This is a genomic window from Mobiluncus mulieris ATCC 35243, assembly GCF_000160615.1.
GTDB classification, from domain to species: Bacteria; Actinomycetota; Actinomycetes; order Actinomycetales; family Actinomycetaceae; genus Mobiluncus; species Mobiluncus mulieris.
The window spans coordinates 110,787-131,416 of the sequence record NZ_GG668520.1 but is presented as its reverse complement, the minus strand read 5'-3'; the positions used below and the strand labels follow the sequence as shown (position 1 = coordinate 131,416).

At 54.4% G+C, this 20,630-nt stretch carries 15 protein-coding genes and 1 tRNA gene; 6 read left to right on the top strand and 10 right to left on the bottom strand.

The features are described from left to right. The gene (locus HMPREF0577_RS08580) at positions 1-1,170 is read right to left on the bottom strand and encodes a hypothetical protein (protein ID WP_004017685.1); all 1,170 of its coding nucleotides are present in this window, start codon (positions 1,168-1,170) and stop codon (positions 1-3) included. 243 nt (positions 1,171-1,413) lie between these two features. Here HMPREF0577_RS08580 and HMPREF0577_RS08575 point away from each other — a divergent pair. Beyond that, positions 1,414-1,501 (top strand) — tRNA-Ser (locus HMPREF0577_RS08575). A gap of 140 nt (positions 1,502-1,641) precedes the next feature. Continuing rightward, positions 1,642-3,063, top strand: a complete 1,422-nt coding sequence (gene pyk / locus HMPREF0577_RS08570) for a pyruvate kinase (RefSeq protein ID WP_004013428.1) — start codon at positions 1,642-1,644, stop codon at positions 3,061-3,063. A gap of 74 nt (positions 3,064-3,137) precedes the next feature. On the opposite strand, the gene HMPREF0577_RS08565 is transcribed toward pyk, so the two are convergent. The 3 genes from HMPREF0577_RS08565 to serS all read right to left on the bottom strand — a co-directional run bounded on the left by HMPREF0577_RS08565 (position 3,138) and on the right by serS (position 6,790). After that, the gene (locus tag HMPREF0577_RS08565; protein ID WP_004013427.1) at positions 3,138-4,466 is read right to left on the bottom strand and encodes an AGE family epimerase/isomerase; all 1,329 of its coding nucleotides are present in this window, start codon (positions 4,464-4,466) and stop codon (positions 3,138-3,140) included. A 105-nt stretch (positions 4,467-4,571) separates the two neighbouring features. Next, complete coding sequence (locus HMPREF0577_RS08560) at positions 4,572-5,474, bottom strand: HAD family hydrolase (protein ID WP_036342771.1); 903 nt, start codon at positions 5,472-5,474, stop codon at positions 4,572-4,574. Between the two features lie 38 nt (positions 5,475-5,512). After that, complete coding sequence (serS, locus tag HMPREF0577_RS08555) at positions 5,513-6,790, bottom strand: serine--tRNA ligase (protein WP_004013425.1); 1,278 nt, start codon at positions 6,788-6,790, stop codon at positions 5,513-5,515. Positions 6,791-6,942: 152 nt separating this feature from the next. Between serS and HMPREF0577_RS08550 the strand changes: the two genes are divergently transcribed. Both HMPREF0577_RS08550 and HMPREF0577_RS08545 read left to right on the top strand, forming a co-directional pair. Then, positions 6,943-7,566 carry a hypothetical protein gene (locus HMPREF0577_RS08550; RefSeq protein WP_231282643.1) on the top strand — a complete coding sequence of 208 codons (624 nt, stop codon included), beginning with the start codon at positions 6,943-6,945 and terminating at the stop codon, positions 7,564-7,566. A 41-nt stretch (positions 7,567-7,607) separates the two neighbouring features. Beyond that, on the top strand, positions 7,608-9,566 hold the full coding sequence (locus HMPREF0577_RS08545; RefSeq protein WP_248613772.1) for a serine hydrolase family protein: 1,959 nt from the start codon (positions 7,608-7,610) through the stop codon (positions 9,564-9,566). A gap of 83 nt (positions 9,567-9,649) precedes the next feature. Here HMPREF0577_RS08545 and HMPREF0577_RS08540 read toward each other — a convergent pair whose 3' ends face one another. Then, positions 9,650-10,444 carry a glycosyltransferase family 2 protein gene (locus HMPREF0577_RS08540; RefSeq protein ID WP_004013421.1) on the bottom strand — a complete coding sequence of 265 codons (795 nt, stop codon included), beginning with the start codon at positions 10,442-10,444 and terminating at the stop codon, positions 9,650-9,652. A gap of 132 nt (positions 10,445-10,576) precedes the next feature. On the opposite strand from HMPREF0577_RS08540, the gene pgm reads away from it, so the two are divergent. Continuing rightward, a complete protein-coding gene (gene pgm / locus HMPREF0577_RS08535) occupies positions 10,577-12,244 on the top strand; it encodes a phosphoglucomutase (alpha-D-glucose-1,6-bisphosphate-dependent) (protein WP_004013419.1) in 1,668 nt (555 codons plus the stop codon). 82 nt (positions 12,245-12,326) lie between these two features. On the opposite strand, the gene HMPREF0577_RS08530 is transcribed toward pgm, so the two are convergent. From HMPREF0577_RS08530 to HMPREF0577_RS08510, 5 genes are all read right to left on the bottom strand, one after another. Continuing rightward, positions 12,327-13,025 (bottom strand): HNH endonuclease family protein, encoded by a 699-nt coding sequence (locus HMPREF0577_RS08530; protein ID WP_004013417.1) that lies wholly within the window; start codon positions 13,023-13,025, stop codon positions 12,327-12,329. Positions 13,026-13,138: 113 nt separating this feature from the next. Next, entirely contained in the window at positions 13,139-13,957 is an 819-nt protein-coding gene (locus HMPREF0577_RS08525) for a trimeric intracellular cation channel family protein (RefSeq protein WP_004013415.1), read from the bottom strand. An 8-nt stretch (positions 13,958-13,965) separates the two neighbouring features. After that, entirely contained in the window at positions 13,966-15,183 is a 1,218-nt protein-coding gene (locus HMPREF0577_RS08520) for a VIT1/CCC1 transporter family protein (protein WP_004013414.1), read from the bottom strand. Beyond that, positions 15,183-15,539: a hypothetical protein gene (locus tag HMPREF0577_RS08515; RefSeq protein ID WP_036342768.1), complete on the bottom strand. Its 357-nt coding sequence runs from the start codon at positions 15,537-15,539 to the stop codon at positions 15,183-15,185. Before HMPREF0577_RS08515 ends, HMPREF0577_RS08520 begins: the two co-directional genes overlap by 1 nt. Before the next feature lie 183 nt (positions 15,540-15,722). Continuing rightward, complete coding sequence (locus tag HMPREF0577_RS08510; protein WP_036342766.1) at positions 15,723-16,667, bottom strand: hypothetical protein; 945 nt, start codon at positions 16,665-16,667, stop codon at positions 15,723-15,725. 40 nt (positions 16,668-16,707) lie between these two features. On the opposite strand from HMPREF0577_RS08510, the gene hrpA reads away from it, so the two are divergent. Beyond that, positions 16,708-20,586: an ATP-dependent RNA helicase HrpA gene (gene hrpA, locus HMPREF0577_RS08505; protein WP_004013411.1), complete on the top strand. Its 3,879-nt coding sequence runs from the start codon at positions 16,708-16,710 to the stop codon at positions 20,584-20,586. Positions 20,587-20,630 lie beyond the last annotated feature (44 nt).

The window sequence follows — 20,630 nt, the reverse complement described above, 5'->3', positions numbered from 1 at the left end:
TTAGTTCGCGGGAGTAGTGGCGGGAGTCTCTTGTACCCAGGACGGGGCAGAGGTGCCGGTGGTGGGGTCAAGCGTATTTGCGCACTGCCACTTACCGCCATTCGGGTCGGTCATCGTGGAACCCACCGCGCAGGCCGGTGGTTTTTTGTTGGCGGTACCATCGGGTTGGCCTTCGTAATCTCCATCCGCGCCTTCTGTGGTACTGGGGGAAGGTGTGTGTGTCCGAGCTTTTTCGCTAGCTTCGCGTTCCCGTTCGAGCCGTTCTTGTTCTTCCTGCTTCTTTTTGTCTTCGGCATCTTGACGTGCTTTTTCTTCGCGTTTTTTAGCTGCCGCTTTCTTGACTGCATCCATGTCTTCTTGCAGCCGGGTTTGAGCTGCGCGCATGGATTCAGAGAGGTCGCTGACCTTATCTTCGCTGGCAGATTTCAGGGAATTTACCTGGTCTAAGAGGCGTTTGGCATCGTCGAGTTGTGCCTGAAGCGCCGCCAGGGCTTCGGTGTCGTCCAGTTTTTCTTTTTCTAACTGTTTCATCAGGTCATCGCCGCTTTTCACGGTGTTTTCCAACTCGGTTTTCACTTCGCCTAAATCTTTGATGTTTTGGGAATCGCGTAAAGAAGCAATGGCTCTATCCAGGTCGTCGAGCTGCGCGGATAGTTTTTCAGTGGTGGCCAGCATCTCAGAGGCATTTTTAGCCAGCTGCTCCTGTTTCATCGTGGAGTCGCAAGCTAACGGGGTTATCGCCTTACCGGCTTGTTGTGTCTTTAGTTTCAAATCCGACAGTAGCTGCGGATCGGTCAGGGTAGTCGCATCCGTGTTTTGTAACAGTTCCTCGGCTTTTTTCACGGAGTCTTGCAGGGTTTCGTATTTTTTGGTCAAATCCGTCGCTGCTTTGGTACAGGCTGAACGTGCCCCTTGCGAATCGCCTCCCAGCAGCCACAAGGCTCCGAAGGTAATCAGCAGTACCAGCAGCACCACTGCCGCCGCTACAATGGCTATAATCCATTTTTTGCGGCTTTTCTCGGTGGGGTCGGGTAGGGTAGTAGGTCGGGGTACGGGTGCATGAGGTGCCATCCCCGGATTAGGCACCCCCGGGGTGGCGGATCTGCCGGTAGGTGGAAAATTTCCCGGGTTGTTCCCTGGGTTCCAGCCTTGGTTTGTTCCAGTCATCATCCCTCGATTCTGCGTCGGATTCGTTTCACCCTTACCTCTTAGTCTAGTAGCTTGGGCACCTTAACTTGGAACAATTCCATTTTGCCGGCTTCAGACCGGAATTATGACTTTTGGGTCGGTGTTGACTGCCTAATACTTGGCATCAGTTTTTACCTGGTTATATCGCGTCACCGTCGGGTACGTCGAAAACTTAGAGCTTTGGTTCCAACCTGTTAGAATAATGGGGATGTAAGGTCACCGCATGGAGGGCTGACAGAGCGGCCGAATGTGACGGTCTTGAAAACCGTTGTGGGGAAACTCACCGGGGGTTCGAATCCCTCGCCCTCCGCCACTTGGGCAATAATTACGGGTTCACCGTTTCGGAAAAAGCGAAGTGACCGGGCTAGCGCCTCATGAATCCATCTCAAAATATTGCGTAAAAAGCGAGTAAAACCACTAGCCAAAGTCATTTTGCTTGGATACTGTAGAGGCATGAGACGTTCTAAAATTGTATGTACTTTAGGTCCGGCTACTTCTTCGGAAGAAACTATTCGGGGTCTAATCGAAGCGGGTGCGAATGTATTGCGGGTTAACCGTTCCCATGGCACCCAGGAAGAAGACGAAGCCGTAATCGCCATGGTGCGCCGAGTTTCGGCTAACTTTGACCAGCCAGTAGCGATTTTGGTGGATCTGCAAGGCCCCAAAATTCGCCTAGGTACCTTTGCTAATGGATCCGAAGAACTGGTTAAAGGCCAGGATTTCACTATAACTACCCGTGATATTGAGGGGGATTCCAAAATGGTTTCCACCACGTATAAAGGCCTGCCTGGGGATTGCAGTCCTGGGGATGAACTGTTGATTGACGACGGTAATATTCGGCTGCGGGTAACTGGGGTGACCAAAACCGAGGTACAGACCACGGTGGAAGTTCCCGGCAAGGTTTCCGACCATAAGGGTTTAAATTTGCCGGGAGTGGGGGTTTCCGTCCCAGCCTTATCCGAAAAAGATACCGATGATTTGCGCTGGGCGCTGAAGCAAGACGTTGATTTTATTGCGCTTTCTTTTGTGCGTCGTGCCCAGGACATCGAGGATGTTCACCAGATTATGGACGAAGTTGGACGACGTCTACCGGTGATTGCGAAAATCGAGAAACCCCAAGCGGTAGAGAATCTCAAGGAAATCATTCAGGCATTTGACGCGGTGATGGTGGCGCGTGGGGATTTGGGTGTGGAAATGCCCCTGCAGGAAGTCCCTACGGTACAAAAACGTGCCATCGAACTTTCCCGCTTGGAGTCAAAACCGGTAATCGTAGCGACTCAGGTTTTGGAGTCCATGATTTTCAACCCGCGCCCGACCCGTGCCGAAGCCTCCGACTGTGCTAATGCGGTGTGGGATGGGGCGAGTGCCGTGATGCTTTCCGGGGAAACCGCCGTAGGGGCGTATCCGGTAGAGGCCGTGAAAACCATGGCAAAAATTATCGAATCTGCCGAGAATGATGGGGCGCGCCACTTTGCCAAGATACGTGACACCGACTTGGATTTAGGGTCGATTATTGCCCGTCACGGGGTGCTTATCGCTCAGAAAACCGGGGCGAAGTTTGTGGCGGCCTTCACCAATTCGGGAGCTACCGCGCGTCGCTTGGCGCGCTTGCGCCCCGCTACTCCGCTCTATGCCTTCTGCTACCACGAGGAAATCCGGCGTCAACTCCAACTAGCTTGGGGGATAAAAGCCTATCCGGTGACTTTGGCGCAACGTATGTACACCATGATTCACGATGCCGAGAAAACCGTGCTTGCCAAGTCTTTGGCGGAAAAAGGCGATGTGGTGATATATGTCGGGGGGTTGCCCCCGGGGCAAGACGGACATACCAACTCGATTCGTGTCCACTTCGTGGGAAGTAAAGACGACGTGTAAAATTCTGAACCTAGAATTGTTTGGGGGATGGAAGCGTGAAGCTTCCATCCCCCAAACAATTGGGGTACCCGCAGTTACACCCAAATATGAATGTGGTGTTCGTGGTCGACGGGGTGGTCCAAACAGCCACTGGCAATTGCTAAAGGCTTCGACGGGGTATTGGGCAGCCGAGGAGCCAGCAGTACCCGCACGGAGTGATAAATATCGGGGGCACCCGGCCACACGGTATCATCAGGTTGGTTATTCGGATTCAACTCCCCCACCCAGTAGCCATCCGGCTGGATAACATAGCCCTCTAGATAGTCCCACCACTCGTTGTAATAGCTCATGTAGTAGCCGATTTCATCCATGCTCACGCCTCTTTCGGCCATGGCGAAACCTAGGGCGGTCAGGGCTTGAATTGCTTCGCTCGCCACCCACGCGAAACTTTGGCGCATGAGGGGCTTGCCTTGGTAGTCCACCGTAAAGAAGAAACCCGGGTGTCCGTCCTGTTTCCACGCGTCTTCGGCCATGCGGTTGAAGATATTCTTGGCAACCTCGAAGCTGTCTTCCGGGAATGGTTCGCCCAATTCTTGCATCGCCGCCGCGACCTGGATGATTTTTCGTGACCACCCAAAACAGTGCCCTACGTTAACCCCATAGGGGCGGCGCGGATCGGCGGGGGTGCCAACGTGATATTCCTTGTCTTCTTGCCACTCTACGTCGAAGTGTTCGGGAATCCGCCAGTTGTTCTTTCGGGCTTCTTCGATTACAAATTCGGTAATTCGTGCGGCACGTCGAATCCACTCGGAATTCTTGGTGGCATCCGCCGCCGTCAGGAAAGCTGAGGCAGCGTGCAGATTTGAGCTCATCCCGTGATAGTTTTCCATCGCGGAAAAATCTCGGTTAAACGAGTCATTGACCCGCCCGATGGTTTCGTCCCAGAAATATTTTTCCTCTACCGCAATGGCCTGTTCCATCAGTTCTTTCGCCCCGGGGCGTTGCGCAATAGTAGCTGCCGCTGCGGCTTCTAACAGATAGGACATAGACCGGGAGCTCTTGTGTTTTTCTTCCGGTCCCACCGGTTTCCCGGGGGTGCGTGCCTTGACTGCCTTTTCGGTCATCGGCTCTACTAAGCTAAACCAGCCGTCATATTCGGGGTCTTTGAATGTGTATTGCAGGGCTCTCAATCCGTGGTCACAGCGGCGTGCCGAGCCGGGAATTCCCAACAATGTCCCCAACGCATAAATATATGTGGAACGAGCGGTCAAATCTAGTTCCACTGGCGAGGTTCTATCCGTGGTGCCATCAGCGTAGATATATCCAAATCCACCTGGTAAAAACGCACGTTGTCCGTATTCAAGGACTTGTTGCATGTGATGGGATAACCACCGCAGGTGCTCCGCAGTATCGAATCTTGCCATGTTTAAAACCTTCCCTCAATCGGTTGTTTCAATTCTATACGTCACTGGGGAATTGTGGGAAGATTCTTGTTTCTTTAAGCTGTGAGTGACACGAAAAACTCGGATTTAGTCCGCGATTGAGGGGGATTCAAATACGGTTTCACCAGGTAATATTGCACAAATCGCCTCTAAAACTGCCGCCGCGCCGTCGTCTTCCACCGCCAGGGTGGTGCTATCGGCAGCGTGTTTCACTGCTGGATTAGCATTACCCATCGCCACCCCGTAGGCCACGAACTGTAACAGGGGAATATCATTCGCCCCATCCCCTATGGCTAGGGTATGGCGGGAATCCACGCCTAGATTTTTACACACGATTTGCAGGCCTTTCGCCTTGGAAGTTCCCGGGGGGTTGATGTCCAACCAAGCGCGCCACCCGATGGCGGACTGTACGCCGGAAAGGTTTATTTTGGCTACGGTGGTGGCAAATTCTTCATTGTTCATGAGGGGATTGCGCACAACTACGCGAGACACTGGTTTGGCGCCCAATTCCTCCAGGGATTGCACCGCGATGGTTTCTCGCAGTTCTCCGGGGGGAAAGGGTTTTAGTACTCGAAATCCGGCTGGGGAATCCTCGACTCCAATCAGGGCATCCGGCATGGCATCCAGAACCCGAGCCAGCACCTCATGAACCGGAAAAGTGTACTGGTTGGTCAAAACATATCCGGTATCGGTGCTATAGCGTCCAATTAGCGAGCCGTTGGCGCTAACTATCCAGGTATTACTTAATCCCAGTTGTTGAACGATTGGTACAGTTGCGGGTACCGAGCGACCTGTAGTGATACAGATATGAACCCCGACTCGGCGCAAATATTGCACATTTTGTACCAATCGTTCCGATAGGGGACGGCCTTCTTCCAGAATAGTGCCGTCAATATCCAAGGCAAGCAGCAACGAACTTGGCGCGGAAGGAAGGCGTAAATTCCGCAGCTTCTCCTCGTGAAATCTCACCATAGAAGCGTAACTGCCCACTTTGAACCTTACCTCATGCCGCTCACGCTGCACAGCGATTACTTGACTGGCTCGAGCACTTCCAGCCCCCCCATATAGGGGCGCAAACCGGCAGGAACCCGCACCGAACCATCGGCTTGCTGGTGGTTTTCCAAAATGGCTACAATCCACCGAGTTGTACCGAGCGTTCCATTAAGCGTGGCACAGGTTTGGGTCTTTCCATTTTCGTCACGGTAACGGATATTCAAGCGCCGTGCCTGGAAAGTCGTGCAGTTAGAGGTAGAAGTCACCTCCATAAACCGCTGTTGAGTCGGCAGCCACGCCTCACAGTCGAACTTTTGGGCGGCTGAAGAGCCCAAATCCCCGGCTGCAGTGTTGATTACCCGATAGGGCAACTCCACTTTGGCCAGCATTTCACGTTCCATATTCAGCAGTTTTTGGTGCTCCTCCACCGATTCCTCCGGGCGGCAATAGGAAAACATCTCTACCTTGTGGAACTGGTGTACCCGAATAATCCCGCGCGTATCCTTGCCATAAGACCCGGCTTCGCGACGGAAACAGGCTGACCAGCCGGAATAACGTTTTGGACCGGCGGACAGGTCGATAATTTCATCGGTGTGATAGCCAGCCAGAGCCACCTCAGAGGTGCCGGTCAGGTACAGGTCATCAGCCGGCAGGTAATAGATTTCGTCTGAATGCTCGCCCAGGAATCCGGTGCCACTCATGGTGGCGGGCGAAACCATACAGGGGGTAATCATCGGGGTGAAACCGTGGGCAATCGCGGTATCAATCGCGGCGTTCAAAATCGCCAGCTCCAGCCGAGCCCCCACTCCCTTCAAGTAATAGAAACGCGACCCGGAAACCTTTACTCCTCGGTCGGTATCAATCGCGTCCAAGCCGAGTCCCAAATCTAAGTGATCCTTGGGTTTAAAGCCTTCGGCGGCAAAATCACGAATCGGGGTGCCTTCCTGGGACAGGACTTCGTAATCATCCTCGCCGCCACTGGGAACCCCGTCCAGAATCTGATTTTCCAACACCATCGCGGCTTGCTTCGCCGCTGTGGCGGCTTCATTAGCAGCCTCCTCTAGAGTCTTGACTTTTTCGCTCATCCGCTTGGCCTCTTCCAGCAATGCGGGGCGTTCCTCTTTGGAAGCCTTCCCAATTTGCTTAGAGAATGCCTTTTGTTCGGCGCGGGCATTTTCAAACGCCTGTAAGGCCTCTAGACGCTTGTCGTCGGCAGCAATAGCGGCATCAACGGTGGCAGGGTCATTGCCGCGTGCCCGCTGGGAGGCACGCATCGGTTCGGGATTTTCTTTCATTAGGCGCATATCAATCATGGCTAAATCATACCGCCCCACCCAGAGCACTTGGCTTCATCGGGGGCAGCCCCAATACGAGGAATCAGATTTCGGCGGTGAGAATCCGGTTCTCATTACGTTACATTTCCGTAAAGCTCGGAAAAAAAGACAATTTCCACTATGATTTGACTATGCGAACCTCAGCCTCCGCTACCAAGGGTACCCCGCGCCCGGGAGCAGCTAAACCCGGCGTGTCCGGAATGAATACCCTGCGCGGTTCTGGCTCGGGAAAGTCAACGGTTAAATCAAGAAAGCCGTTGAAACGTCCCTATAAGCCCCTGCCTACGACGCGGTATCTGGTCGCAGGGTTGACGGCTATTCTTTTGAGCATGGGGCTAATAACTGGGGCAATGAGTGCCGTATCCCAGTTTGATACCAAGCCTTGGGCTCCGGAACAGGAACTGCACTGGGATCCCTTCCAAAAGAACGATATTCCTGGTTTAGATCCGGGGGCTTTGAACCAGTCGGGGCGCCGTACTTCCGATGCGATTAAACGTCAGACTCATCAAACGACGAGCGAAGCAACCGGCGACACTAACAGTGGGAACAAAAGCGATACGGATACGCCCCGCAAATCGCCTGACCGCGAGGCGAACGCTAGCCAGCCTCCCAGCCAGGAAAGCCCGGCGCCCGGGGCGACTTTCGAGGTTCCCGGTGCGCCGCAAACGCCCACGGCCTCCCAGCCTCCAGCGGGGGGGAAACCGCCGCTCGCTTCGGGAAAATCCCCGGTGGGTCACACGGGCCCAAAAGCCTAGCCGCTTCGCTGTCTCCGCTAGGTTCGCGTCCGCCCCTGGTGGTGGTGCTGGGACAACAGTGGCGTTGGGACACTGCGGTGTGGCGTGATTCACCGGTAAATCAGTTTTTTGATACCGGGCTAAAAGCCAACCTGGTAACACGCACGGTGGGGGACACGACGAGTGTTTCGGAAGGCTTGGCGGCACTGGCGGTGGGTAACCGATCCGGGAAGGCTGCGAGGAACTGGAATCTGGCGGCGCAGTTGACGGCGGATTCATTAGGTGCCATCACTCTTAATACCTTTGGCTCTAAGGTGTCGACCTGGTTTCGAAATGAAAAATCGCGTCCGGGGCATTCCGGGTCGGATTTGTATTATCCAGATGCCTATTTTCAGAATGCCGACCCGGGAGTTTTCGCCACTTTGCTGGGCACGGCTTTGCGGCCTGGGAGCGTCAGCTTTATTGATATCACGGTGGTGCCTCGGGAAAAACAGTTCTCGATGGTGGCTGCCTTGCTTGAACAGGCGCGTGATCAAGGCTGGAATCTGATGGCGATTTCAGCATCTGATGCCCCGGGTGTTGGGGGAGAGCCGCGCCTGCAAGCGTTTCTGGGTTTCGGGTCTTATTTTGGTAGTGGGGCGGCTACTTCGGCTTCGACCCGGCGCCCTGGCCTGGTGCAACTAGCGGATGTGAGTGCCACTATTCTGGATTATTTCGGGGCGGTGATTCCCCCCCAGGTCAAGGGTCAGCCGATTGGAGCCAAACAAAATGTGTCGGTCAGGACGCTGGCATCGGCCGCGCGCCGCGCCGCCATTATTCTGCCAGCGCAACGTTGCTTTATCCCGCTGCTATCCACCCTGCTCTCGATAGTTTTGATTGCGGGGGTGTGGTCTTTGAATCGGCGCCTGCACCCGAATCTGGGTTCCACCTGGGAAAGTCCCCGTCGGTTGCTGCGATTTTGGCGCGGGATGGGTTTGTTCCTGGCTTTGGTGCCCGCCGCTTCATTTCTGATGAATCTTGTGCCGTGGTGGGAGGCCGGGTCGAGCGAAACCGAAGTGGCGGTCGGTGAGTTTTACTGGTTTGGGGCGTTGTTGCCTTTTGCCGTAGCTGGAATAATAAGCATTTTTTGGTCGGGATTAGGCTTAAATGCTTTATTTGGCCCTTTGGCGATAATAAGCGTATCGTCGCTGGTAATAGGCTTATTCGACCCGTGGATTGGTTCGCCGATGATGTTGGATGCTGTGATGGGAGCCCAATCTACCATCGGGGGACGTTTTTACGGGATTGACAATATGATGTTTGCGATTTACCTCACCGGTGCGTTGCTGCTGTGCTCGCTAATCTATGGCTTAGCCGGCGAAAATACGCGTCGCCCCCTGTTTGCGGTGTTGCTGTTGTTTGCCGTCGGGGTAATGGCAATTGATGCGATTCCATTTTTGGGGGCAGATTTCGGGGGACTACTTGCCGCCTTTCCCGCTTTCGTCGTCCTGTTCGTTAAGCTGCGTTCCAAACCTTTAAAACCTCTGTTATCACTAGTGGTGCTCTTGTTCGCATTTGGCTTGGCGGCGCTATTGGCTTATCTGGATTGGTTGCGCCCGCCCTCGCAGCGCACCCACCTGGGTCACTTTGTGGACTCGGTGCGGGACGGCAAGCTGGGTGAAATCTTGTGGGGGAAACTCACCCAGCTCTCTACCGCCGGGTGGAATCCCGTTGTAGTGGGACTAACCACCGCGATTTTCTTCGTGGGTATCGCCTTGCTAGCTTGGCCTTTGTTTTCCAACTGGCGCAATCCTTATCGACGCGATTATGCCTGGCTTCTGGGATCTGCTCGGGCACAAACCGCCCCCGAAGGGATACCACTGAGTGCGCCTGAAAAAGCCTTTATCTGGGCGTGGTTTACCGCCATGATGTTGGGGATGGCTCTCAATGATTCTACGGTGCTGGTTGGTTTAGTCGGATTTACCGTCGCCGCCCCGGCCTGGCTTTCGCTGTTTGCGCATAAATACCTGGAAGCAAAGTAGTGTCTCTTAGGTTGTTCTGGGATTGAAATCGGCGGCAATCCTCCGGGCTTTCGCTGTGCCAAGTTTGTCAACCACGTCAACTATTATCCTGTGGTTTTAAGTTGATAGACAGCCCCGGATACCTGGGTATCGCTGGCACTAAGGCGTAGCTGTCGCGGGGCGCGGACATGACGAATGAAGCGCATGGTAGCCGCCAGGAGCACATAGAGAAACTGGTGGAGACGGTGTGTATAACCCGCGAAATCATTACCGGTGGCTCGGTGGGTCAATTCACAGGGAACTTCTTGTACCGAATACCCTTGTACCAGCAGGTCTATGGTCATGCCGGTTTCCACTCCCCAGCTAGGGGAGAGTGGTAGACAGTCAAAGAAGGCTTTAGGCTGCAAGCAGCGTTGTCCAGACAGCGGTTGGGCTGGTTCCCATCCGGTAGCCCAGCGGATGGCGCTTCGTGCCAGGCGAGTGACGAAACCGTGGCCTCCTGCCCCCGCTTGTTTTGGTAAATTTGCAATCGCACAATCCACTCCATCGGACATTACTGCTTTCACCAGGGGATAGGTTTCGGCCGCTGAATCACCTAGATCTGCGTCCAAAAACAGAATTAAGCGAGCCGGATCTTCTTCGGAATCGCGCATGGCCACAACCTTCGCCCCGGTTTCCATCGCCGAGGCTTTACCGCGGTTCACCGAATGACGCACCACGACCGCACCGGCAGAACGAGCCGCATCTCCCGTGTTATCGCTAGAACCGTCGTCAATGACAACGAATAAATCCGCACGCGGAATGGCTTTCGAGGCTCTGACCGTGGCGGCAATGGAGTCCCCTTCGTCCTTAGCGGGGATAACCACCGCGACTTTAGGGAGTTTTTCGGTTTCGAGCATACTTCATTCTAAAGCCTATTTTTCCAATTTATAAAAACTAAGTAAAGTAATTTTAAAAGCCAAGATTTTACAAACGCAGGCTACCCGCGTGAAAATCTTCCCAAAATCCCAAGTTGGTGAGAGAATGAGGACATGCATGAAAGAGCTGGACAACCTGCGCAACCGCAAGATTTGATTGATGTTTCCGCCGTACTTGGCGCATACTATGACCTCGAACCGGATGTTAACGAAGAAAGCCAAAAAGTGGTTTTCGGAACTTCCGGGCATCGTGGTTCCTCCCTTGACCGGGCTTTTAACGAGGCTCACATTGTGGCTACCACTGCCGCCATCGTAGAGTATCGCCGCCAGCAGGGAATTGATGGACCGCTGTTCATTGGGCGTGATACCCACGCTCTATCTGAACCCGCGTGGAAGAGTGCCCTAGAGGTTTTAGCTGCTGCCGGGGTGCATACCTACACCGATGCCCGTGATGCGTATACTCCCACGCCTTCGGTGTCGCACGCCATTTTGAAAGCCAACGGGGCGGGCACTCCCGGGGGAGTGCGCCTGGGTGGGGCAGGGCTAGCCGACGGCATAGTGGTTACTCCCTCGCACAATCCGCCGCGTGATGGCGGGTTTAAATACAATCCTCCTCACGGTGGACCGGCCGATTCCGATGCCACTTCGTGGATAGCTGCGCGAGCGAATGAAATCCTTAAAGAGGGCTGGCGTAATGTGCCGCGCAAGTCGCATCCTCTCGCTGCAGACTGTATAGAAAAATTTGATTTTCTCCCGTCCTATGTCGATTCACTGGTTAACGTGATTGACGTGGATGCCATTAAATCTGCGGGGGTTCGTATCGGGGCTGATCCCCTGGGTGGCGCGGCGGTGGACTACTGGGCGGCGATTGCGGAACGCTACGGCTTAAACCTGACAGTAGTAAACGAAAAGGTCGATCCGACCTGGTCGTTCATGACTTTGGATTGGGATGGCAAGATTCGCATGGACTGCTCTTCGCCCTACGCGATGGCGGCGCTGCGTAAAGTCATGGAGGGCGGTTCTGCCCCTTACGACATTGCTACTGGTAACGATGCCGACTCTGATCGTCACGGCATCGTTACCGCTGACGGCTTGATGAATCCTAACCACTATCTGGCGGTGGCCATTGAATACCTCTACACGCATCGCTCCGGGTGGGGTGAAGATTGCGCGGTGGGTAAAACCCTGGTGTCATCAGCCTTGATTGACCGGGTGGTCGCCGCGATGGGACGTAAACTTGTCGAGGTTCCCGTCGGGTTCAAGCACTTTGTTCCTGGACTCCTTGATGGCTCGGTAGGGTTTGGTGGCGAGGAATCCGCCGGGGCTTCTTTCTTGCGCAAAGACGGCACGGTGTGGACGACGGACAAAGACGGGATTGTGGCCGCGCTTTTGGCCTCTGAAATCTTGGCGGTTACCGGTCGGACTCCTTCGCAGTTGCACTTCGACCAGGTACAGCGTTTCGGGGAGTCTTTCTACCAACGGGTTGATGCTCCGGCCACTAAAGCTGAAAAGGCCAAGTTGGCGAGGTTGACTCCACAAGACGTGACGGCCAGTAAGCTCGCTGGTCAAGACATTGTGGATCGTCTGGTAAAGGCACCCGGTAACGGAGCGGCGATTGGCGGCTTAAAAGTAACCACCGCCGATGCTTGGTTCGCGGCGCGTCCCTCGGGGACCGAGGACGTCTACAAGATTTACGCCGAATCCTTCCAAGGCCCCGAGCATCTTAAACAGGTTCAGGCCGAGGCTAAACAGGTAGTCGCCGCAGCTTTGGCTAGTAGCTGAGTACTCCTTCTGGTTTCGTTTCGTCCCGTTATGGGGTCGGATTCATGAGGGGCAGGCCGTAAACCTGCCCCTCATGTTCAATTCAGCACCGGCTGAGGGCAAGCAGCAGCGCTTGGCGTTCTGGTGGGGTTACGGATAAATCCCAGCGGTATTTAATATTGATTTGCTGGCGGGCATAGGCGCAGCGGAAGTTTTTATTCTGAGGCATCCACCCATCGGCGGCGAGTTTGCCTTTGTCTTGGTTCGCTTTTCCGTCTGCAGCTAGCAAAACGGCGGGATCATTAGCGTATTTTTGCCGTTGGGCGTTACTCCACTGGTTCGCCCCACTGGCCCAAGCATCGCCTAACGCCACCACGTGGTCAATCTGTACGACGGCTCCCGGGGCGGCGGTGAAACTCGTGGTTTTCCCGGTATAGGGGTCGTGGAACACCCCACCCACCAATCGGCAAGGTTTGGCACTATCGAAGCGAGCATGGCGAAAATCCCGTGCCAAGATTTCGGCTCGAGTGTCACAGCCGTCGTGATCCAGATCTTTCCAGCCGCCAAAGAAATCGCGTTTATACCCGCCCGGTCCTGAATCTTGACGCAAGCGTAGGGAACAAAGTTCCTGCCAAGCGTCAACCACGTCAATTTTAAAATGGGGTTTTACCTGGCAAGAAAACCCAGGTGTTGGTAAATTAGCGAGTTCAGGTCCCAGGCCGGGAATCACCGCCCAGGCACACAGTCCCGCGAGGATAACCAAAGCGATATCCCCGAGGGTTACTTGTTGGAATCTAAACACAGTTCTAGCCTGGAGGGAATAGTTGGTCGGGGCAACTCTGCCGGGCTTACCCTGTGGAAAACTCCGTTTTCCACAGGGTTTAAGGAATTTCGAATTAGCTCGCTAAAAAGGCATCAGAAAGCCGAATCTGGAGTTGAAGTCTGGGGGTTTGGCTCGGTTGGAGGATTTTTAGGATTGGATTTCGCTTGGTTTTGTCGAGTTTTCTGTTTGGCCTGCTGTCGTTTTTTTTGAAAGTTGCGCCATTGCTTGGGGGTCATCGAAATCGACCAGTCATTCATATTGGGCAGCATCCAGCGTCGCCACGAAGCCATAACGGTAATCCCCGAACCCACGACGGCGGCGATGAGCATCCCCAACAGGGGATAGCCGCTGCTGAACAGAATCGCGTCCAGAACCGAGGCAATCACGGCGGGAATGGCATAGAGCGTGCTGCCGCCAAAAACCGCCGGTACATTCCCAGCGGTGACATCTCGTACCATACCTCCCCCGATAGCGGTGATAACCCCCATTAATACCGAGGGAATAAAAGCAAATCCTAATGCCAGAGCTTTTTGGGTGCCGGTGGCAGCCCAGACCCCCAACACCAGGCCGTCGCAGATAATCAGGGCACGCCGCGACCATTTGCCATCGAATTTCCACAGCCATGCCAAACAGGCTCCGAGTATGGCCATAGTCAGATAATAGCGGTCGGTGAGTGCAACGGGTGGGGCGTTATTCAGCATGACATCACGGATAATCCCGCCTCCCAAGGCACTCATAATGGCCAACACCGCGAAACCTACTGGGTCGAAGCCTTTTTGCCGCGCGAGTCGACCTCCCAGGATGCCGTTTAAGAAAACCCCGGTCAAGTCCATGAATCTAAAGAGTTCCGGCAAACCATTCTTTAACAGCTCTTCGGGAGGATTAGGTTGCCAGAGCAAGATTTCCAACACGGTGACTCCTAAAAAAACTGGACGTTAGAGGCGAGATTTCCCAACAGGTAAGTCACGGTGGCGGCGCCGAATCCCAGGGCGGCTTGACGCAAAGCTCGCAACCACGGTGGTTTGCCAGCCAGGATTCCCATGGTACCACCAATGAACAGTAAGATTATGGCCACAGCGAGAGTCGCGCTGATGATTCCCATCCAGCCGTCGAGTCCGAAAAGGAAAGGTAATACGGGAACCAGCGCTCCTATCGAAAAGGAAGTGAAAGAAAACGCGGCGGCCTGCCATCCGGAGCCAATAGTGTCAAGAGAATCTGTGGCTGCAGCGATATCATCGCCCGGGGTGCATTGGCTCACTTTAGGGTTTTTAATGCTTATTTCTTGGCCGTCAATACGGCTATCATCGCTGGTAGTAGCGTTTTTTATGGTATGGCTATCTTTATTTAAGGAAATCTGAGGTTTAATCTGTTCTGGCAAATCCAGGGAGCTCATAATGGCGCGGGCGTGTTGAGTCGCGGTCTCCAGGTCTTCACCTCGAGCTAGGAACAGCAGCTGCAGCTCATTTGCTGCTCGGTCTAGCATTGGCAGTCTTTCACGCATTTGCGGATTAGGTAGTGAAGACTCCAGGAGTTCGCGTTGGGTGGTGACGGAAATGTATTCACCTACTGCCATCGACAGGGCTCCCGCCATCAGGCCAGTGAAACCAGTGAGCACAATCAGACCTCGGTTTACTCCCGAACCGGCGATACCAGCTACCAAGGCCAAGTTGGAAACTAATCCGTCGTTAATCCCAAAAATCATGGCGCGAGCTTTCCCGGAAAACCGTGCCCGCGAGTTAGCCGCTAGAGCGCGCACCACTTCGGAATGCAAGTGCTCATCGGCTGCCATTTGGGCGGTAGCATCGGCATCAACGTCATAGGTGCCACGCTCTTCGGAGCGTTGCATCAGTGCCAGCACAAAAATTGAGCCAATCCGAATTGCTAAGTTTTGCAAAATTCGCACTTGCCACGAGCTTTTCGGGGCAGGTTCAGCATGTTTACCCAACAGGCGCAGCCAGTGGGCTTCGTGCCGGCCTTCGGCCTTTGCCAGATTCAACAAGATTTCACGATCTAGGCCGCTGCGACGCAAACCCAGTTCGCGATAGATTCTGGCCTCGTCACGTTCTTCGGCCAGGTAACGGCGCCAACGTCTAAGCTGCTCGCGGGTGGGGCTGCTAGGGTCAATCGGTTTATTCATCAAGAAACAATTTTCCCATTAATAATAATATGATTGTCTTTTTTCGCGTCATTCTGGCCGGCAGTGTTTGACGTGGTTGACGGATCTTCGCTTCCGGCTGATTCGCGATTTAAATCCGCAGCGTGAAGTTGCCGCTTCAATTCTTCGGCCATGCGGTCTACCAGAATACTGCCGTGGTGCCGTAAAGCCGCGCGGAGTTTTTCACTCGCCGCTGCTTTAGCAGCAGTGAGATTGGGGGACTGGGCAATCTGGCTGGTGAAATCCTTAATCGACTCAATCTGGCGTTGGGGTAGACGCAGTACCAAAAAAGCGCCGGTTCCAATCCCGGCTAGAAACAACCATTTTCCGCTACCCATTTCGCTCCTAAAATCTGGGGTGTGCTCTGCATCCATCCTACTGGAGCCCCAAACCCGAGGCAAAGCTATTCTGGCCTTAGCCCTGCCTCCCTTCACCCGAGTGCCGCCTAAAATTCTGGCCGGTGCGCTTCGTCGCGTTCCCGCGTGTTGTCGCGCCACTGGGCTGGGTTGGTAATGCCTGCCTCAGTTTATCCCGTGTTGTGCTGCGGTTAACTGGGCAGCCCGGAAAATCACATCGGCGGCAAACGCACAAGCAACGTTCTCTTTACCGTGGTGAAAAGCAGTGGATAAATCCAAAACCTCTTTCAGCCTCTGTTTGAGCCCAGTCCCTAAAATTTCTGAGCCGCCATCGCGAGTTTCCGTGGCAAAATTGAGTATTTCTGGTGTAAATTCTCCGGCGATTCCTACGGTTAGGTCGGTATCTATACCCAGAGCAGCTCGCAGGTCAATCAAGCTGGCCAAGGCCTCTTCCAGATTAGTTCGCTCGTTGCTATTAGCGTCCACAACCAGGGCTATCACCTCATGAATCCCCAATAAAAACCGCCAGTTCGGCGCTAAAATCTGGTCTAACGGGGTTAAATCCAGCGCGATGGTGGGGAAGCTGCCAATAACTTGCCGATTTTCCTCGCGCAGCGCCTCGGGCTTAATCCCTAAAGCCGGGTGGAGCCCCGCAGCGGTGATTGGGCGCGTAATCTTAGAAAGCTCGGGGGGTAAATCCGCTTCACGGCAGCGAATCTCGATTCCATACCAGTGCGCGCGCCCCAAGGTTGTTAACAGGGACGGGAAGTTTTCGGGATATTCCAGCAAATCTGTCATCTCTACCACAGCTCGCAGGGCGGCGGCCTGCTCCGGAGCACATTGCCCTATCCACGTCCCGTCGGGCTGCTCTCCTAAGGTAGCTTGCTGGGCGCAAGGGAACTTTACTCCGATGGCTCCCCGCTCGCCCGGTATCCCCAGTTGCAGCATGTATTGCAGTGCCGCGTTGAAAGCCGTCGGAGCGCTGCTTGTGCTCGGTGCTGTGGTGCTGAGCAGTTCTGGGTGGGGCCATTCCAAGATGGGTGCCCACACCGGGTGGCGGGTGGTTTTCGCTGTTGATTCGGGTTCATGAGGTGCTTGCCGAGTTGTCACTTAAACATTGTCCCCCACCTGTCCTAAAATAGGGGACAGAATGCCTAGAAAACTGACTTATCCTCCCGAACTGCCGGTCACCGAGGCGCGGGCAGAGATTCTCGATGCGATGCGCCACCACCAGGTCATTGTGATTTCCGGGGCGACTGGCTCGGGGAAAACCACCCAGTTGCCCAAAATGTGCCTGGAAGTGGGGCGTGGTACCAATGGAATCATCGGCCACACCCAGCCGCGGCGCCTCGCGGCGCGTACTGTCGCTACCCGTATCGCCGCTGAAATGGACGAAACCCTGGGGCAAACCGTGGGCTACCAGGTGCGATTCCGGCAAAACGTGGGGGCGGATACTCGCATCAAACTGATGACCGATGGGATTCTTTTGTCCGAGATGAGCCAAGACCCGCAGCTGCGTCGCTATGACACCCTGATTATTGACGAGGCGCATGAACGATCCTTGAACATCGACTTTATCTTGGGTTATTTACAACGTTTGGTGAAAATTCGGCCGGATTTATTGGTGATAATCACCTCTGCCACTATTGATTCCCAGCGTTTCGCCACTGCTTTCGGGGTGGACACTCCCGTGATAGAAGTGGCGGGTCGCACTTTTCCTGTTGAAATCAGATACCGTCCTCTGGTGACGGAAGTTTCCCCGGGACACCTCGAATCTTGCGCAATAGAACCAAGCCTAAACCCCGAAAAAAGCTTGGAAATAAAGGAAACTGAAGTGGACGTGGTTGACCAGGAAATCGACCAGGTAACAGGGATTTTGCGGGCGGTGGATGAACTGGTTGAAGCGGGTCCGGGTGATATTTTGGTGTTCCTGGCTGGTGAAGCCGATATTCGCGATACCGCTGCTGCTTTGAAAGGACACCTAGGACATCGCTTTGTAGAGCCCGATTCAAAGTCAAACGTTCCCGGAGCTATCGAGGTGTTGCCGCTCTACTCACGTCTGTCTGAAGCCGCCCAGCAAAGCATTTTTGCCCCCCATTCTCTACGGCGCATTGTACTGGCAACCAATGTGGCGGAAACTTCATTGACGGTTCCGGGAATTGTCTATGTGATAGACCCCGGGGTGGCTCGGATTTCTCGGTATTCCAACAAGACTCGGGTGCAGCGTCTGCCGATAGAACCCATCTCGCAGGCTAGCGCGAATCAGCGGGCGGGACGCTGTGGACGCACCTGCCCGGGAATCTGTATTCGCCTGTACTCCCAACAGGATTTCCTGTCACGTCCTGAATATACCGAACCCGAGATTCAACGCACCTCTCTGTCTGCGGTTATCCTCCAGATGGCTTCCCTGGGTTTAGGGGAAGTCGCGGATTTCCCCTTCCTTGATCCGCCCTCCCCGCGTTCCGTTACCGATGGGGTTTTGGAATTGTCCCAGCTTGGTGCCTTGGATACGCGGAAAAAACCGGTGCGAATTACTCGTCTGGGGCGAAAAATTGCCCGTTTGCCCCTCGACCCTAGACTGGCGCGAATTCTCTTGGCAGCCGATGAACTGGGGGTGGCTTCGGAAGCAGTGATTGTGGTAGCGGCCTTGGCCATGCAAGACGTGCGGGAACGTCCTAGCGAAAAACGCAGTGAGGCTGACGAAATGCACGCCCGCTTCGAGGACGAACGCTCGGATTTCTTGGCCTACCTGCGTTTGTGGTCGTATCTCCAGCGGCAAAAGGGGTCTCTTTCCGGCAGTGCGTTTCGTCGCCGATGCAGTCGCGAATTCCTGCATTACTTGCGGGTTCGTGAATGGTTTGACCTCGCCAAGCAACTGCGAGAAATGCTGCAAGAAATCGGGATAAATACCCGCAGTTTAAACGAAATAAATGTTGACGTGGTTGACGCTAATGCCCTACATCAGGCTTTGCTTTACGGGATGTTGGCGCAGATTGGATATTGGTCGTCCCAAAAAAGGGAATACCTCGGTGCCCGGGGGCAAAAATTTGTGGTGTGGCCAGGCTCGGGACTGACTTCGAAGCACTACGACTGGGTGATGGCTGCTGAACTTGTAGAGACTTCTCGGCTGTTTGCTCGCACCGTGGCCAGGGTGGAACCTGAGTGGATTGAACAGGCTGGTAAATATCTCTTGGTGCGTAGCTATTTTGAGCCCTACTGGTCTTTACGCGCCCAGGCCGCCATGATTCATGAACGGGTGACGCTTTATGGTCTTACTCTGGTGGCCGACCGGGCACACACCTTGGCCTCGCTGGGGTCGACCTTGGTAGAGAATCAACCGGCGCGGGATTTAGCGCGAGCCCTGTTTATTCGTCATGCTTTGGTGGCCGGAGAATGGCGTGAAAATCCGGCATTTATTCAAACTAATCGGGAGCGGTTGGTGGCAGCGCAGGAGGCACGGGTACGGCTGCAGATTCCTGGCGAGATAGACGATTTCACTTTAGAGAGCTGGTTTGACAAAAAGCTACCGGAAAATGTCACCTCTGCGGCGGCTTTCAATGCTTGGTGGAAAACCAAACGCTTTGAGGATCCTCAGTACTTGGATTTTCCGTGGGAACTGCTGGTTCCCGCCAGCGAAGATGCCCAGCAATTCCCTGACTTTTGGAATCAAAACGAGACTTTACTACCCCTGGCCTATACTTTCGGGGGGAAACGTGGGGGGATTACCACCGCCCCCACCGCAGACATTCATCGCAATACTACCCAGTCAAAACGCCATAAAAGCTCGAGAATACCGCAGCGTGAGATTGACGTGGTTGACCTTTCTGAAGGGGTAACTATTATTATTCCCGAACGTAGCCTAGAGACCATTGACCCTACGGGCTTTGATTGGCCCATCCCCGGGGCTTTGCGGGAACACCTCTTGGCTAGAATCAAGGCTCTGCCCAAGCAGGTGCGTAAAAAAGTAGTTCCCGCCGCCGCGCTGGTAGAGGAAATTTGGGAGCCAATCAGCGCCTATCTTGGGGTAAACCCCAGTGAGCGCCCGAGCCTAGACCAGGTGTTTAGCCAGGCTATCGCCACCGCGCGAAGGGTGGAGTTAAGCCGAGGCGATTTATCCGCTATGCATGAGGCGCTTCCCGAAAATCAACGCAACCATTTCGCTATCATTACCGCCAAAGGTCGGGTTTTAGCCAAGGGAGATGACTTCAGTGTGCTGCGTAACACTCTGATAGTAAACACCACCACCCACCAAGGCAAGGTATGGCATCAGCAGGAGGCCGAAAAGGCTAAAGTCGAAAAACCCCGCGATTATGCCGCTGCTCTTACCGAGGCTCTGGAGCTGCCCCAAACCCGAGTGATAACCCGCTGGCGCGGGGCAGAGGCCGCCGCCCTGGCGGCCTCGCCCTATCCCAGCACCGCAGCCTTGGTGCAAGCCGCCCAAAGCGCTGCTGGGGTGGCTTTGACCCAGGAATGGCTAGCAACAGGACACCAGCTGGAAGGGGAAGACGACCTAGTCCAGTTGCAAGCTGAGTGCGCCAATCGTTTCGAAGATACGGTTTACCGGATACTTCAAGGTGTCGCTGCAACGATGCATCAGCGTGTTGAGTTGCAGCGTGTTATCGAGAATGCCCGGGCTAAGGCCAGCCCCACCCTGCACCATACCATTCAAGAAATCGTCAACCACGTCAACCAGTTACTGGAGGGTGATTTCCTCGCTAGAACCCCGTATAAGTGGCTGCAACGCCTGGAAAAATACCTCCAGGCAGATACTTTACGGCTGGAAAAGGCTCGACACAACTCGGCGGCGGACGCCGAGCTTAGCCAGCGCCTCGCAGAAGTAACGCGCGACTTCGAGACTAGCGTGGCCACCATCAAAGCCCGGCCTTTCCACGCCGATACCCACCGAAAGATTCAAGAAATCTACTGGCTGTTAGAGGAATTCAGGCTCTCTTTATTTGCCCAGCAACTGGGCACTATAGAAAAAGTCTCGGCGAAACGTTTACGGAAACTCCTAGCCGAAATTCTTTGACGGGGACGGAAAAATTTGTCCAAGGGGTAAAATTCAGCGGTGAT